The sequence below is a fragment of the Ochrobactrum sp. BTU1 genome, from assembly GCA_018798825.1.
Taxonomy (GTDB): domain Bacteria; phylum Pseudomonadota; class Alphaproteobacteria; order Rhizobiales; family Rhizobiaceae; genus Brucella.
Genome location: CP076356.1, coordinates 239,091 through 254,583, shown reverse-complemented (window position 1 = coordinate 254,583; position 15,493 = coordinate 239,091). Strand labels below are relative to the sequence as shown.

Below are 15,493 nucleotides of genomic sequence, written 5' to 3'. Positions count from 1 at the left end.
TATTGAAGATGGGCTGGCTACTGAATTTCATCTAATGAAATTATCCTGCCTCCATACTATCACCCATTTATCATATAATGGGCAATCTGATGTGAGCTATTGACGAATGTCTTATAAAAATAGCCTTTCCTTGGAACTTTGTTTCAATCATTGAAATACAGGGGAATTAGATCAAGAATGAGTGTCGCAGATACGATTGTTAAGAATGCAAAAATCTACACCGTGGACGCACTTCGTCCATGGGCATCGGCCTTCGCTATTGCAGAGGGCCGATTTGTAGCGATCGGTAGCAACGAAGACGTTGCTCCGCATATTGGCCAGTCTACAAAGATAGTCGACGCGAAAGGCGCCGTTATTCTGCCGGGGCTTATTGATGGTCATGCCCACGCCTTTGAAGGCGCAAGATCAGATCTTTTTGAGCTGGAGATTTCACCATCTCATGACTTTGATCGGATAATTGCGGCGGTCTCCGATGCCGTACGCCATAAAAGGCCGGGCGAATGGCTAATAGGCGGAGGATGGAGCGCCGGAAAACTGTTACCACAGCTGGCGGAAGAGTCGTCGCTAGAACGACTGGATAAAGCCTCTCAGGGTCACCCAACTGTGCTTTACGACCTGAGCCACCATACGGCATTCGCAAACTCTATCGCCATGAAAATTGCGGGTATCAATGAAGATAGTGCAGTCGCTGGCGGAACAATCGTGCGTTACGCGGATGGCCGCCCAGCAGGGCTTTTTCTGGAAACAGCGTATTCCTTACTTGAAGAAGCAAGCCCTACATTGTCGGAGGATGACCGCCGACTGACTGCCCTTCATGCAACCAAGCTCTTCAACAAACACGGAGTGGTTGGTTTTGCCCAGGCCCTGACATCAGAAGTGATTATGAGCACCTTTAAGGCGCTTGACGAGAAAAATGAACTCAACGCCTGGATAGCAACCTATATTTCCATGGACACTATCCTTACACCGGCCAGAGATGGAATAGGTCAGCCAGCAGTAGAAAAGCGCGCGCAGTATAATTCAACACATATTGCGGTCGATTATGTAAAATTCTTCATGGATGGTGTACCTGCATCGCTAACAGCTGCATTTTCAAAACCATATGGTGGTATGAGCGAACTAGTGTCTTCGATGATTCAGGTCGAAGCGCTGGCAAAGCAGATTGAAACGCTAGATGCTCAGGGCATCCATGTAAAAGTGCACGCGATCGGCGATCAGGCGATTCGTGACACCCTGGACGCCATTGAGATTGTACGCAAGAACAATGGCAAAGACGGCCCACAGCATTCTATTGCGCATCTAAGCTACATTGACTGCAATGACATTCCGCGCCTCGCGGCATTGAATGTGGCTGCAGACATCTGCCCGCCACTCTGGTTTCCTAACATAACACTGGAAACCAACATCAGATTGCTGGGCGAAGAGCGAGGCAGCAATGCTTGGTCGATACGCGATATATTGACGTCAGGCGCCGATGTCACAGTCGGTACTGATTGGCCTGCCATTGCCCAATCCCCAAATCCATGGCCCGGAATGGCCGCACTGATCACACGTCAGGACCCTTCCAACAATTATCCCGGCACCTTTCGACCAGAACAGGCTCTGACGATCTATGAAGCACTACCGCTTTACACCATAAACGTCGCCAGGAGCCTCGGTTTTTCCGATCAGACCGGTTCAATCGAAGCGGGAAAATGCGCTGACTTTATAATTCTTGACCGCGATATTTTTGAAATCGAACCATCAGAGATCAAAGATGTAAGCATTCAAGCTACATATTTCGCAGGCAAAAAGGTCTATCAGGCTTAATTCGCAGCCGCGCACCATGCGCTTTCGCGCATGGTCGTACGAACGAAAAGGAGCGCCGAAAAGCGCTCCTCTTTATTGGGCATTTACAGATAATTTAAAGAGACGACGCAACCTCATCCAATGATTCACCAAGCGCCTTCAAAATAACATCAATCTCGGCTGGCGTGATGATGAGTGGCGGAGCGCAAACGAGACTATCGCCGAGCGCTCTCAACAATACTCCCCGTTTACGCAATGCGTCCGACACACGCTGCGCAATTTTCAGCGACGGATCGAAAGGAGCCTTGGTTGCCTTATCAGCAACAAATTCTAGCGCGCCCATAAGCCCAATCCCACGAGCTTCACCAACGATCGGGTGATTAGCGAAACGGCGCAACCCTCCCAGAAATTGCGGCTCCAGCGCCTTCACTTTGGCAGCTATATTCATCTCCTCATAGATTTTAAGGGTTTCCAACGCCACCGCAGCACCCACCGGATGCCCCCCATAGGTGAAGCCATGACCAAAGCCACCAAACTCGTGGGTCCGGTCAGCCATCACCTGATAGATCTCATCGGAGATGAGCAGTGCAGAAATTGGGAAATAGGCCGAGGAAAGCCCCTTGGCACAGGTCAGCATATCCGGCTTGATACCCATGGCATCGGAGCCCCAATACTCGCCCGTACGACCAAATCCGCAAATCACCTCATCGGCAACGAACAACACATCATATTTCTTGAGGACAGCCTGCACTTTTTCAAAATAAGTCGCAGGTGGAACAAGAACACCGCCGGTACCCATAACAGGTTCTGCAAAGAACGCGCCGATTGTCTCAGGTCCCTCACTAAGAATGGTCTCTTCGAGCTCTGCAGCCAGTCGGGAGGCAAATTCCTCGTCACTTTCACCCGGCTTCGCGTTGCGATATGCATGTGGTGCCGTAACCGTGATGAAACCATCAATCGGAATACCAAATCCTTTGTGCATATTTGGCAGACCAGTCAAGCTGGCAGCGGCGATCGTCGTCCCATGATAGCTTTTCAGACGGGATATGATCTTCCGTTTTTCCGGACGCCCCAATGCCGCCTGATAATACCACACCAGCTTAATTGCAGTATCCACCGCTTCAGAACCGGAACACTGAAACAGCACTTTCGACATTGATCCCGGCGCCTTGGCCAGAAGTGCATGCGCAAGATCAACCGTCGGCTGATTTCCGCGATGTGCAAAGATCTGCTGGTATGGCAGCGAGAGCGACTGCTTATATGCAGCCTCCACCAAACGACGCTCACTGAAGCCCAATGATGCACACCAAAGACCCGCCATGCCCTCGATGTATCGATTTCCTTCAGAATCGACAATGTAGATGCCGTCGCCTTTTTCGATCAGCATCGGGCCGATTTCCTCATGAATCCTTGCATCTGTCTGAGGATGCATATGCCCCTCAATGTCGCGTTCGCGGGCAGAATTGCTTTTCATAATCACCATCTCCGTACCGTTATAGGAAACACGGTACCGTATTGCGGAACATTAATCAATTGAACACGTCATCGGTTTGGGTTAACATTATCAAGAATAAAGTTAGTCCCATCTTTGACTGCAAGCTGAACCTGACAAAAATATCGGGCAATGGAAATACTCTCGAAGAGCCTTCCGATACCAACCTGCAAAACGCAGGCACTTCTTTTAGAGAAATTTCACTGAATGAAATTCTTTATGCAGGAAAATGATATGAAAATGCGGATAGTCCCAATTTTGAGCCCATACAGCGTGACAACGCATTAATTGTATGAACCACTGAATGAAACTATTTCCATATAAAGTGGAAAGTCTTCGACGTAACGGGATGGAATGCACGGATGGTCGCCCTGGGAACTCATACGAGAAGCAACAATTTGGATTTAGCCGCTGGAAGCGATCCAACGCCTTTTACACCGTCGATTATCGCGACCTTTCGCAACGTTAATAAGAATTATGGATCTTACATAGCGATCAGCGATCTTGATCTCGACGTTTACAATGGCGAGTTTCTGACACTTCTCGGTCCGAGCGGTTCGGGCAAGACCACCACGCTGATGATGCTTGCCGGTTTCGAAAAGCCGAACTCTGGCGACATCCATATTAACGGCGAGAATGTTACGCGGCGCGCACCCTATGATCGAGGCATGGGAGTGGTCTTTCAGAGCTATGCCTTGTTCCCGCATATGACCGTGGCAGAGAATCTCGCCTTTCCTCTGGCTGTACGCAAAATACCGAAGGCCGAGCGCGATCGGCTTGTCACACGAATGCTCGACCTCATTCAACTTCCTTCCGTTGGCGAGCGCAAACCGCAGCAACTGTCTGGCGGCCAGCAACAGCGCGTCGCTCTTGCGCGCGCACTGGTTTACGAACCCCGTATCGTACTAATGGATGAGCCGCTTGGTGCTCTCGATAAGGCGTTGCGTGAAACCATGCAAATGGAGCTGAAGTCACTGCATGCTCGGCTTGGCGTCACCTTTGTGTATGTCACCCACGATCAGGATGAAGCACTCACCATGTCCGACCGCATCGCAGTATTTAATAAGGGAAAAATTGCACAGATTGCGCCACCCGAAGTGATCTACAGACGTCCCTCGGACAGATTTGTCGCGGGCTTTGTCGGTGAGGCCAATCTCGTTGATGCCGAAGTTCTGGAAATTGCGGCTGGCCGTGCGAGTGTCAGAACCCGGGATGGCGCGATCCTTTCCGGGATAGCATCTAGCAATCTCACCATTGGGAAATCAGCCGCCATCTTCAGCCGCCCTGAGGAAGTGCGGATCGTTCACGCTTCTGAAACCGGCCTGCACGGTCAGGTAACTTCGGTTATTTTTCATGGCGATCATCTTCGCATTCACATCACCACGGACGCCGGACAAGTCATTCATGTCAAAGAAAATTCTGCCGGACGAAATGATAAAGTGCAGCCCGGCGATCGTGTCGCACTGCAATTCCCCGAAGAAAGCTCCGTCATTATTCCTTAATCGACAACTGCACCACACACAGACTACCGGGCGCATATAAGCCGCCTCAACTTTAAACCATGCTCTGGTAAATATCATAAAGGGAACCGAAAATGGCATTCATAAATGGGAGATTCCTTCTTGCCGCGACAATCGTTTTAGGATTGCCGGGCGTAAGCATCGCGCGTGATCTCACAGTGACATCATGGGGCGGCACCTTTCAGGACGCACAGCGAAAGGCTATCTTTGAACCGTTCACCAAGGAGACGGGCAAAAAGCTGATCGAAGATTCCTGGGACGGTGGTATTGGTATTTTGCGCACGAAGTCCGAAGCCGGCGATGGCGGCTGGGACGTTGTTCAGGTTGAATCCGAAGAACTGGAACTTGGATGCTCAGAGGGCCTGTTTGAGGAGATCGATTTTGATCGTGCTGGTGGAAAAGACGCTTATGTGGCAGGCGCAGTCAGCCCATGTGGCGTAGGCTCCGCAATCTATAATTTCGTGGTCGCATATGACACTACGGTCTTCAAAGACGGTCCGACCAACTGGGCAGATTTCTTCAATCTCGAAAAGTTCCCAGGCAAGCGCGCCTTGCGTCAGGGTCCGAAAGGCAACCTTGAAATCGCGTTAATGGCTGACGGTGTTGCCCCTGCAGATGTCTATGCAACACTTAAAACACCGGAAGGCGTAGACCGTGCCTTCAAGTCACTTGATCGTATCAAGCCTAATCTGGTTTTCTGGAAAACAGGCGCGCAGCCGATGCAGTTACTTGCCTCAGGCGAAGTCGCTGCCACATCGACATATAATGGTCGCGTCACCACTGCGATCAATGTTGATAAGAAGCCATTCAAACTGGTGTGGAACGAATCTCTCCAGACAACAGACAGCTGGGTTATTCTTGCAAACTCCCCTAATAAGGATGCGGCATATGAGTTCCTCGATTTTGCGTCGAAGGGCGAATATCAGGCAAAAATCCCATCCTATCAACCAATTGGTGTAACATCGAAGGCTGCACTTGACCTGATCGACAAGAAAATTCTCGCCGACCTGCCGACTGCACCGGACAATGCCGCAAATGTGCTAAAAATCGACGATGCGTTCTGGATCGACAACATTGATTCACTGAATGCCAAATGGACGACCTGGTCGGCTAATTAGATCGCATCCGAATACGTGTGAGGCCGTCTTATAAAAGTGGCGGCACTAGACAGATATTTGCGCTGTTTCGATCGATTTTATCCGGTCGAAACGCGCGGTACTTGAGCAGAGAGATCCAGCATGGCCACAAATCTTTCCAGAGAGCGCTTCGGTAGCTATGCCCTGATCGCCCCTTTGTTGATCTTTATGATTGCCGTCTTCCTTGTGCCGCTTGGTATGGTGATGTGGCGCAGCTTTTCCGATACAGAGTTGATAACAGCACTTCCTAAAACAGCTACGGCTCTCGACCAGTGGGACGGGATAAACCTTCCACCTGAATCCGCCTTCGACACGCTTGCAGATGAGATCAAGGACGTGGCTCCTGCTCGCTTAGCCTCTCTTTCACGACGCTTGTCTTACGAAAACCCGGGCGCACGCGAACTTTTCACAGGGACGAAGCGCAAGATTGGTACTGCAGCACCAGGTAGTGGTCGCGAACGCCTTGCTGCAACGGATAAGCGCTGGGAAGAACTCAGCACGTGGCAGATTATGAAGCGGGCAACTGGCCCTGTTAATACATATCATATTCTGTCCGCTCTTGATCTGAAACACGATTATGGCAACGGTATTATAGAAGCGCGCCCGGAGGGCGCTATTTACCGCGATGTGATGATGCGAACATTCAGTATTGCAGCCATCACCACAGTCGTTTGCATCATTCTGGCATTTCCACTCTGCGTCTTTCTCGCAGGGCGCTCAGACCGGACACGAAATTTTCTGCTGATCATCGTGCTGTTGCCGTTTTGGACATCAATTCTGGTTCGCACCACTGCATGGATCGTGCTGTTGCAGGATCGCGGTGTAATCAACATAGTGCTGCAAAATCTTGGCATTATCGACCAGCCGCTGGGGTTACTTTTCTCGAGAACCGGCGTCATTATTGCAATGGTCCATGTCATGTTACCATTTCTTATCTTCCCGCTGCTTGGTTCAATGCGGGCTGTTGATCCGCGTCTTATGCGGGCCGCCGCCTCACTCGGTGCTCGTCCGCTATATGCATTCTTCCGGGTTTATCTGCCACAGGTCGTACCAGGCTTAATGGCTGGTGCAATGCTGGTCTTCATCATCACGATCGGCTTTTATATCACGCCTGCACTACTCGGCAGCCCTGGAGATCAAATGGTCGGTTACTACATCTCGATGTTCACGACTGCTACCCTGAACTGGGGACTTGCCTCGTCGCTTGGCCTCTTCCTTCTCGTCATAACCGCCGTGTTGTTTACGCTTCAAAGACGTTTCTCACGCGGCGGAATTAATCTGGGTTGATAACAATGATAGCCGTACAAAAATATTCGCCCGGACGACTGCTTCTCGCCCTTATATCCGGTCTCGTTCTAGGCTTTCTCATTCTGCCTATTCTGGTAATCGTGCCCCTGTCATTTAACGACTCACGTTACCTTGCACTGCCATTTGAAGGTTTTACGTGGCGTTGGTATCAGGACTTCATTTCCTCACCAACATGGCGGGAAGCACTGATTAACAGTATCGGTATCGCGTTGGCGACCACCCTGCTGTCAACCATTCTGGGCACCGCCGCTGCAATAGGTCTGGCAAACGGGAAAGTTAGAGGCAGAAAACTCATTGAAACACTGCTTTTGGCGCCACTCATCGCACCCGCAGTCATTGTCGGTGTGGGTATCTATTTTATATTCTCAATGCTTGGCCTGACACAGACCATGATTGGTCTCATTCTGGCGCATACAGCGCTCGCAGCACCATTTGTTGTGGTCACGGTTGGTGCAGCAATGACCGCACTTGATCAACGTCTTCTCTGGGCTGCGGCCAGTATGGGCGCGCGTCCGCTGCACGCGTTTAGAAAAATCACTCTACCAATCATATCCCCCGGGATCGTATCCGGCGCATTATTTGCCTTCACAGCCTCGCTTGATGAAATTGTCATCACGCTGTTTCTGGCCGGACCGGGTCAAAGAACATTACCAAGGGAAATGTTCTCGGCAGCACGCGACACGATCACTCCGACGTTGGCAGCGGCGGCAACAACGATGATCGTCTTCTCGACAGTTCTGCTTGTAGCCTCGCTTGTCGTGAAAGGCCGCGCGCAAAAAAGCGCGGTAGAAAGCTGATAAGAGAAACCGCCTGAAGAACGTTGAGGTGTGACGAGTTCTAATATGTTGTGTCGGGATTGCGCTGGCGGACGACATCTTCATCGCCTGTGTTGAACGCAGCGGCAAGGGCAGATGTTGCGGTGGAGAGCAAACCTACATCTGTGCCGACAGCAACAAAAGTCGCGCCAAGTTCAATGTAACGACGAGCAAGACTTTTATCGGCGGTCAGAATTCCTGCCGCCTTGCCGGACGCAACAATTTTCAAAAGGGCATCTTCCACCACAGATTGCACCTCCGGAGCACCCGGACGGCCAAGAAAGCCGAGATCTGCTGCCAGATCTGCCGGGCCGATAAAGACACCATCGACGCCATCAACATTCAAAATTGCATCAAGCGACGAAATTCCGCGCCTGCTTTCGACCTGAACCAATAGGCAAATCTGCTCATCCGCTGTTTGTAGATAATCATTGGTTCGGTTAAATGCAGATGCACGCGCAAGTGCAGCGCCCACGCCTCGCACCCCATGGGGAGGATAGCGCGTTGCGTCAGCATGAGCTTTCGCTTGTTCTGCCGTTTCGACCATCGGAACAAGTATAGATTGCACACCAATATCAAGCACCTGCTTAATCATCCAGGTTTCACCAATCGGCAAGCGGATCACAGGATGGCTGGATGTGCCGATAGCCTGCAATTGAGCCAGCATGCTGCGAATGTCATTGGGAGCATGTTCGCCATCGATCAGCAGCCAGTCAAACCCTGCGCCCGCCGCAATCTCAGCCGTATAGGCATTGGCAAGGCCGAGCCACAACCCTATCCGAAGTTGTTGCTGTGCGAGCGCAGCTTTAAAAGCATTTGGCTTTACTGGCATTTTCACACCGATTGAAAGTGGCAGCTCACTGTGCCGAGACTGCCGTAATCGGCAAAAAACGTTGAACCGGGTAGCGCCTCGATAGGACGAATGAACGAACCCGAAAGTATAATTTCCTCAGGCAATATTGCTTCACCCACTTGCGCCAGACGGTTTGCCAGCCAGGCTACCGCAGTCGCAGGATTATTTAGAACGCCCGCTCCGAGCCCCGTTTCTTCAACGGCACCGTTTCTGGAAACAATCGCGCCTATCCAGCGCATATCCACATCAAGAGGCTTCACGCAACGCCCACCGAGCACAATACCCGCATTTGCAGCATTGTCCGCAATGGTGTCGAACACATTGCGAGTTTGTCTTGTCTGATAATCGACACGCACAATGCGCGTATCGAGGATTTCAAGTGCGGGCTGCAAGAAGGCCGTCGCATTGAGGACGTCGATGGCTGTCACATTAGGCCCTCGCAATCCATCCTTCATAATGAAGGCAATTTCTGCCTCAACGCGCGGCTGTATAAAGCGTCCTGCGGGTACGACACCGCCATCTTCAAACATCATATCGTCAAGCAGTATGCCTGAATCCGGAATATCAATATTTAGAGCAGATTGCATCGCCTTGGATGTCAGACCGATCTTGCGGCCAATGACCTGTCGACCCTGCGCATATTTCTGCCGCATCCATTCTGCCTGAATGGCATAGGCATCATCCATTGTCATAGATGGGTTTGCGAGACTGATCAGACCTGTCTGTATCCGCGCTTTTTCAGCATGGGCGAGGTTTTGGACGCAGTTCTCAATCTGCTCGCGGGTCATCATGTACAAGACTCCTCATCCGTCACTCGATTAGCTAGAATTCCGACACCCTCAGCCTCGACTTCAACGAGGTCTCCGGGCTTCAGCCACACCGGCGGATCAAAGCGAGCGCCGGCGCCCGTGGGTGTACCCGTTACGATAATATCGCCGGGAACCAGCGTCGTGAACGTGGAGATATAGGCAATCAGCTTTCGGAAACTGAATGTCATACGACTGGTGCGATCATCCTGCCGCAACTCTCCATTGACACGTGTAATCAGCCGAATATCTGCGATCTGATCCTCGTGATCGAATGGAATAAGCCATGGACCCATTGCACCGCTGCGATCAAAGTTCTTGCCCTGCGTGACATTGAACTTCGCATGCCTCACCCAGTCACGAACTGTGCCTTCATTGCAAAGGGTAATTGCAGCAATGTGGGAAAGCGCATCACGCTCAGCAATATGACGGCCGCTCTTGCCGATCACGAGCGCCAGTTCGCCCTCATAATCAAGCTGTTGCGAAACGGTTGGTCGCATCACCAGTTCACCATGACCAACAAATGAACCGGGAAAGCGAACAAACAACGAAGGGTTGATAGGGGCAGACTGTCCATCTTTGTATTCCTCATTCCGATCCGGATAATTCACACCGACGCAGATAATCTTCTGCGGTCTGGCAAGCGGAATAAGATAGGATAATTCAGCGAGAGAGTGGTCAATAGTCAAACCCGATAGCTTGCCGCGCAACTTACCAAGGCCCGAAGACGCAATCAGGCGTCCAAGGTCACCAAGTTCAGGGTAGCGATTACCAAGATCGATGAAACCATTCGGCGTTACAGCGCCAAATGTTTCGCGGCCATCAAGAAGTACACTGGCTAACTGAAGACGTTCTGTCATACGGCCACCTGATCTGCATTATTGAAGCCGAACAGCGCTGCTGGATTGTCGACGAGAATCTTCTGACGCTGTTTTGCATCAGGCGCGTAGCGAAACAGTAGATCAAACAAGTCGCCATCATTGGGCGGTTGCTTTTTTGAAAGCGGATGTGGCCAGTCGGTTGCCCAGAGCACTCGATCCGGCGCAGCCGCAATATAACGTTGCGCAATCGGCACAACATCATTCCATGGCGCACCGCTGCGAGAAAACTTGTGTCCATTAGAAAGCATGACCCAGAAATTTCCACGTTTGAGCAATTCTTCCGTAGCGCGTACAGTTTCGGAGTCCAGGCCCTCGGCAACATTCGGTCGACCCATATGATCTATGATAACCGGAATATCGATGTCACTGATCTGGGATAGCGCATCTGTTATGCCATTCTCGCTAGGCTGTATCTTAATGTACCAGCCAAGTTCCCGGGCGCGATCAACTGAACGAGCAAAACTATCCGCAGATGTTACAAGATTAACAGAACTCAGGAAGTTAAATCGCGCGCCTCTTACACCAGCAGAATCTAGTCGCTCTATCTCTGCATCACTTAATGATAGCGATGCAGCGACGGTACATCCCTTATATTCTGGTCCAGCGACTTTCAGAGCATCAAGCAATATCCTGTTATCGCTGCCATATGTGGTAGACTGAACGATAACGCCCCGCTCAATTCCAAGAACGCGGTGCATCCGCAAAGCTTCCGCAATGGTTGCATCCGGCATTTCATAAGCCGCACCCTGACGAACAGGATAAGTCAGTGGATCACCGAAAGGATGAAACTGACTGTCGCAACTTCCCGCAGGCGCCTTGTTTTCGGGGCTGCGCGGTTCGGGATCAAAAGGAAAGTAATCTGACATATTTTTCATCCGGATCAGTCTGCGTCGAGGATAGCGACAATGTCACACTGGATCAGCAATTCCGCGCGCATATGCCCCTGATGGGCATGCCGTGCTGGTCGGTTTAAAGGATCGGGAAACATCTTTTCCCATTCAGCATTCAGGGCGACCCGATCATCGGGATTTTTGAGCCATATCGTGAATTTAACAATGTCGCCGATATTGCCGCCTGCGGCTTCAACAATGTGGCGGGCGTTGTAAAACATTAGTTCGCACTGCTCTTCCAAAGTGGCCGGGGTCGCACCCGTACTGCTGTCGACGCCATTAATCACGCTCGACATCAACACCCCCCTCACCACAGACGCGTTCGGAATAGGGTTTCGGTGCGATACACCCTGGAGAAAAATGCTGCGCCTGAATTGACTGCTCATGATTGCACCAATTATTTCATCAAATGAAACTTCTTTTCCAGCAACGTATTCCCGAAGTGCGCGAAATCCAACAATATACTTTACTTTTGTGCGTCGATGCTGCGTACTATCGAAAAATATCGATGATTAGTTTCAATCAGTGAAAGCAGGTAGGCCATGCAGATTACCAACCAACAATTGTTGCGCACCCAGTGCCTTGTCGACGGAAAATGGCTCGGAGACGCGGTTACCCCTGTTTTCAATCCGGCTACCGCCGAGCAGATCGGCGCCACGCCGTCTCTTGATCAGAAGGATATCGTTGCAGCCGTCGAGGCCGCCGAAGCAGCTTTTCCCGATTGGTCAAATCGCCTTGCGAAGGATCGCGCCAAAATCATGCGGCACTGGTCGGACCTTCTGCTTGAAAATATCGACGACCTTGCGCTGATCCTGACTAGCGAACAGGGCAAACCAATTGCGGAAGCGAGGGGGGAAATTACTGCAAGCGCCGCGCAGATAGAATTCTTTGGTGAAGAAGCAAAACGCATCTACGGGACAACAATTCCTACTCATGTCGAGGACGCGCGTATCATTGTCAACAGGCAGCCTATCGGTGTCTGTGCGGCCATCACTCCATGGAATTTCCCTGCGTCTATGATTGCGCGCAAAGTCGCCCCCGCACTTGCTGCCGGGTGTACGGTTGTGTGCAAGCCCGCTCCCGACACACCACTAATCGCGCTTGCGCTTGCATCTCTTGCAGTTGAAGCGGGCATTCCAGCAGGCGTTCTTAATATCGTCACCGGCGACGCTAAAATGATCGGAAACATCCTCACCACACACCCCGCCATCCGCCTTGTCAGCTTTACCGGATCAACAGACGTTGGCAAATTGCTGATGTCTCAGGCAGCTTCCACCGTTAAAAAACTGTCGCTGGAACTGGGTGGCAATGCGCCCTTCATCGTTTTCGATGATGCTGACCTTGATGCCGCGATTCAGGGCGCGCTGGCAGTGAAATACCGTAATATGGGCCAGACATGCGTCAGCGCCAATCGCCTTTACATTCAGAGTGGAATTTATGACCAGTTTTCTGCGCGACTGGCTGAGCGTGTGGCACAGTTTACCGTCGGCAATGGTCTAGATACATCGGTCTCGCAAGGACCGCTCGTCAATGCTGCCGCTGTCAGCAAGGTCGAACGCCATATCGAGGATGCGCTTGCAAAAGGCGCAAATCTGATAGCTGGCGGGAAGAGACATGAACTGGGCGGAAACTTCTTTGAACCGACCGTTATGACCGAGATTTCGTCGGATATGCTTGTCTGTCGTGAAGAAACATTTGGTCCGCTTGCTGCACTAATCCGGTTTGAAAGCGAAGATGAACTGATCCAAATGGCAAATGATTCAGTTTCCGGCCTTGCCGCCTATTTTTATACACGCAATCTGGGTAGAGCGCTTCGTCTGAGTGACAAGCTGGAAAGCGGAATGGTTGGGGTTAACTCGACACAGCTTGTCGCTGAAACCGTTCCCTTTGGCGGCGTAAAACAATCAGGACTGGGACGTGAGGGCTCTCATTTCGGCATCGAAGAAGTCACCGAAGTCAAATATATCTTGCTCGGCGGCTTAAACGCACACTAGTTTAAATGGAAATATGCTCTGATCTTCAAATTCCAGAGCACCCATGCGCGCCGGAATAAAACCCGGCGCGTTGCAGCACATTCTGAACAATGTGGTGCGCAACGCAACTGTGAGATATTAGGGTGTATATTGCAAAGTCTGGATCGTTTCGCAAAAGTTCTGAAAGCGTTGGCGGGAGCTGATAAGTCCGGCTTGCGTCTTTCACAGGTTTCCCGCCTCACTGGTCTGGGCCTTCCAACGACATTAAGATTGCTTGAAGCACTGGTGGAGCAAGGTTTTGCCGAAGCTGATCGTGATCAGAAGTCTTTCAGCCTGGGACCGGAACTGGTCTTCCTCGGAATGGCGGCAACGCGGAGTTTTCCGGTCGCTCAGCTTGCAAGAGATGCATTGCTTAACCTTGCAGGCATGACAGGCGATACGACCTATCTGACACTGCGCAGTGCAAACCATACAATTTGCCTTGACCGTGTACTTGGTAGCTATCCGGTGCAGACCTTGACAATTCAGGTGGGCGATCAGCGGCCTCTGGGCGTTGGTGCGGCGAGTATAGCCATACTCGCAACCATGTCGGAAGATGAGACCGAAGAAATCCTGCGCCAAAATCAGGAAGCATTTAAACACTTTCCGGACATTACCACCGAGCGTATCCGTAATGACGTTAATGCGGCACGTTCACTAGGGTATTCGCACACGCAAAATCATGTTGTGCCGGATGTATGGGCCGTTGCTCACGCAATCACCGATCCATTTGGCAAGGCGATCGGAGCGGTAACAACTGCAGCAATTGCGTCACGTTTCAAGGATGACAGGCTTCAATTCCTGCATGAAACCACCAAAAATGCTGCCATCGAAATCGAAAAGCGAATTACGAGCCACCCACATGGTTAAAACGCCGACCTGATTGAACCAGACCGGCGTTTTAAAAGTGGTATTTCTTCTATCAGCTTTCTAGACCAAGCACTTTCGCTGCATTGGTTGCGACCATCTTGTGGATGTCTTCATCGGAATATCCCAGCTCCATCAGAATGCTAATGCCGCGTTTAAAGCCTTCCAGCGGATCAACAACGCCGACCTGGCCAAGATCGGAGCATATAATCGTTCTATCAATACCAGCGGTATCTACCAGTGATTTCATGTCCTCAGATGTGCAGGTTTTGAACTTTGAACCTTCCACAAAGAAAGCCAGTGAGTGCTCGACGTAAGCGCCCATCTCAGCAATGCCGCGCACATCCTCCAGCGATGCACCGACCACGTCTTCTGGATGCGTGAAGATGAGGCGCTCAACACCACGGCGCTTTGCTTCCTCGAAAACGATCCACGTTTCGCTGACATGGATATGACCACTCGCAAGCGTCATATTGTTCTTCGCAATAATATCGAGGATTTCCTTAAGTGCATCAACAACCTGCTTCTGCCCATCAAGAACAGGTACCGGCGATGCTGAACGCATCTTCTGGGTCGATGCTGGGTGCGCCCAACTCCCGGTCTTTTCCCACTGCAGGTGGTTCTCGGCCGCAAGTGTTGGCATCCACACAACCTTACCGCCCATTGCGGCTGTATGTTCAACGGCATAAGGGTTAAGACCGCCTACAACGTTGTTAAGCACTATTCCTGAATAAATTTTTGTCCTGAGATCAGGATAATGGTTCGCGATCAACTGAGCCGTCGCAACGCCCGCATAATCGTGATCCTTGGTTACGGCTGCGATAAAGCCCGCATCTGAATAGATTTTTGCCAGTTCCAGATGATCAACCATTCGCGGTGCGATCGAAGGCCCACTATGCACATGAGGATCCACTGCGCCAATCAGAATCTTGGCAATTCTGGCTTCCTGTTCGTCTGTTCTCATCCGAATGTGTTCCACACCAATTCCTCCCATTATTCAGCATCACTCAGGACTCTGCCTGATGTTCACCGCATGATTGAAGCAATCATCGCAGCGATCATGACGTGAACACAAAATTTTCATCTGGCAGATGACCAACGGCTCTCTGGTCGGGAAATACTATC

Annotated in this window: 14 protein-coding genes; 7 read left to right on the top strand and 7 right to left on the bottom strand. The window is 51.1% G+C overall.

Features of this window, described 5'->3' with window-relative positions:
* The first annotated feature begins 177 nt into the window (after positions 1-177).
* Complete coding sequence (locus KMS41_20360) at positions 178-1,809, top strand: amidohydrolase (GenBank protein QWK80923.1); 1,632 nt, start codon at positions 178-180, stop codon at positions 1,807-1,809.
* Positions 1,810-1,903: 94 nt separating this feature from the next.
* On the opposite strand, the gene KMS41_20355 is transcribed toward KMS41_20360, so the two are convergent.
* Complete coding sequence (locus KMS41_20355; protein QWK80922.1) at positions 1,904-3,262, bottom strand: aminotransferase class III-fold pyridoxal phosphate-dependent enzyme; 1,359 nt, start codon at positions 3,260-3,262, stop codon at positions 1,904-1,906.
* A 380-nt stretch (positions 3,263-3,642) separates the two neighbouring features.
* On the opposite strand from KMS41_20355, the gene KMS41_20350 reads away from it, so the two are divergent.
* From KMS41_20350 to KMS41_20335, 4 genes are all read left to right on the top strand, one after another.
* On the top strand, positions 3,643-4,782 hold the full coding sequence (locus KMS41_20350) for an ABC transporter ATP-binding protein (GenBank protein ID QWK80921.1): 1,140 nt from the start codon (positions 3,643-3,645) through the stop codon (positions 4,780-4,782).
* A 92-nt stretch (positions 4,783-4,874) separates the two neighbouring features.
* The gene (locus tag KMS41_20345; protein QWK80920.1) at positions 4,875-5,918 is read left to right on the top strand and encodes an ABC transporter substrate-binding protein; all 1,044 of its coding nucleotides are present in this window, start codon (positions 4,875-4,877) and stop codon (positions 5,916-5,918) included.
* A 120-nt stretch (positions 5,919-6,038) separates the two neighbouring features.
* Positions 6,039-7,223 carry an ABC transporter permease gene (locus tag KMS41_20340; protein QWK80919.1) on the top strand — a complete coding sequence of 395 codons (1,185 nt, stop codon included), beginning with the start codon at positions 6,039-6,041 and terminating at the stop codon, positions 7,221-7,223.
* Between the two features lie 5 nt (positions 7,224-7,228).
* Complete coding sequence (locus KMS41_20335) at positions 7,229-8,041, top strand: ABC transporter permease (GenBank protein QWK80918.1); 813 nt, start codon at positions 7,229-7,231, stop codon at positions 8,039-8,041.
* A 40-nt stretch (positions 8,042-8,081) separates the two neighbouring features.
* Here KMS41_20335 and hpaI read toward each other — a convergent pair whose 3' ends face one another.
* From hpaI to KMS41_20310, 5 genes are read right to left on the bottom strand one after another with little or no spacing between them, the layout of a single operon-like run.
* Positions 8,082-8,891: a 4-hydroxy-2-oxoheptanedioate aldolase gene (hpaI, locus tag KMS41_20330; GenBank protein ID QWK80917.1), complete on the bottom strand. Its 810-nt coding sequence runs from the start codon at positions 8,889-8,891 to the stop codon at positions 8,082-8,084.
* A 2-nt stretch (positions 8,892-8,893) separates the two neighbouring features.
* The gene (hpaH, locus tag KMS41_20325; GenBank protein QWK80916.1) at positions 8,894-9,703 is read right to left on the bottom strand and encodes a 2-oxo-hepta-3-ene-1,7-dioic acid hydratase; all 810 of its coding nucleotides are present in this window, start codon (positions 9,701-9,703) and stop codon (positions 8,894-8,896) included.
* Entirely contained in the window at positions 9,700-10,578 is an 879-nt protein-coding gene (locus KMS41_20320; GenBank protein ID QWK80915.1) for a fumarylacetoacetate hydrolase family protein, read from the bottom strand. Before KMS41_20320 ends, hpaH begins: the two co-directional genes overlap by 4 nt.
* Positions 10,575-11,465 (bottom strand): amidohydrolase family protein, encoded by an 891-nt coding sequence (locus tag KMS41_20315; GenBank protein ID QWK80914.1) that lies wholly within the window; start codon positions 11,463-11,465, stop codon positions 10,575-10,577. Before KMS41_20315 ends, KMS41_20320 begins: the two co-directional genes overlap by 4 nt.
* Before the next feature lie 14 nt (positions 11,466-11,479).
* Positions 11,480-11,875, bottom strand: coding sequence for a RidA family protein (locus KMS41_20310; GenBank protein QWK80913.1), 396 nt, complete (start codon positions 11,873-11,875; stop codon positions 11,480-11,482).
* Between the two features lie 156 nt (positions 11,876-12,031).
* On the opposite strand from KMS41_20310, the gene KMS41_20305 reads away from it, so the two are divergent.
* The gene (locus KMS41_20305) at positions 12,032-13,483 is read left to right on the top strand and encodes an NAD-dependent succinate-semialdehyde dehydrogenase (protein ID QWK80912.1); all 1,452 of its coding nucleotides are present in this window, start codon (positions 12,032-12,034) and stop codon (positions 13,481-13,483) included.
* A 129-nt stretch (positions 13,484-13,612) separates the two neighbouring features.
* Positions 13,613-14,371, top strand: coding sequence for an IclR family transcriptional regulator (locus tag KMS41_20300; GenBank protein ID QWK80911.1), 759 nt, complete (start codon positions 13,613-13,615; stop codon positions 14,369-14,371).
* Between the two features lie 52 nt (positions 14,372-14,423).
* Here the strand turns inward: KMS41_20300 and KMS41_20295 are convergent, their stop codons facing one another.
* Positions 14,424-15,338: a hypothetical protein gene (locus KMS41_20295; GenBank protein QWK81133.1), complete on the bottom strand. Its 915-nt coding sequence runs from the start codon at positions 15,336-15,338 to the stop codon at positions 14,424-14,426.
* Positions 15,339-15,493 lie beyond the last annotated feature (155 nt).

Excerpts from the sequence above, each read along its gene's own strand:
- KMS41_20345 (QWK80920.1), top strand. The coding sequence starts at position 4,875 with ATGGCATTCATAAATGGGAGATTCCTTCTTGCCGCGACAATCGTTTTA.
- KMS41_20335 (QWK80918.1), top strand. The coding sequence starts at position 7,229 with ATGATAGCCGTACAAAAATATTCGCCCGGACGACTGCTTCTCGCCCTT.
- KMS41_20355 (QWK80922.1), bottom strand. The coding sequence starts at position 3,262 with ATGAAAAGCAATTCTGCCCGCGAACGCGACATTGAGGGGCATATGCAT.
- KMS41_20340 (QWK80919.1), top strand. The coding sequence starts at position 6,039 with ATGGCCACAAATCTTTCCAGAGAGCGCTTCGGTAGCTATGCCCTGATC.
- KMS41_20305 (QWK80912.1), top strand. The coding sequence starts at position 12,032 with ATGCAGATTACCAACCAACAATTGTTGCGCACCCAGTGCCTTGTCGAC.
- KMS41_20320 (QWK80915.1), bottom strand. The coding sequence starts at position 10,578 with ATGACAGAACGTCTTCAGTTAGCCAGTGTACTTCTTGATGGCCGCGAA.
- KMS41_20350 (QWK80921.1), top strand. The coding sequence starts at position 3,643 with ATGGTCGCCCTGGGAACTCATACGAGAAGCAACAATTTGGATTTAGCC.
- hpaI (QWK80917.1), bottom strand. The coding sequence starts at position 8,891 with ATGCCAGTAAAGCCAAATGCTTTTAAAGCTGCGCTCGCACAGCAACAA.
- KMS41_20310 (QWK80913.1), bottom strand. The coding sequence starts at position 11,875 with ATGAGCAGTCAATTCAGGCGCAGCATTTTTCTCCAGGGTGTATCGCAC.
- hpaH (QWK80916.1), bottom strand. The coding sequence starts at position 9,703 with ATGATGACCCGCGAGCAGATTGAGAACTGCGTCCAAAACCTCGCCCAT.
- KMS41_20360 (QWK80923.1), top strand. The coding sequence starts at position 178 with ATGAGTGTCGCAGATACGATTGTTAAGAATGCAAAAATCTACACCGTG.
- KMS41_20315 (QWK80914.1), bottom strand. The coding sequence starts at position 11,465 with ATGTCAGATTACTTTCCTTTTGATCCCGAACCGCGCAGCCCCGAAAAC.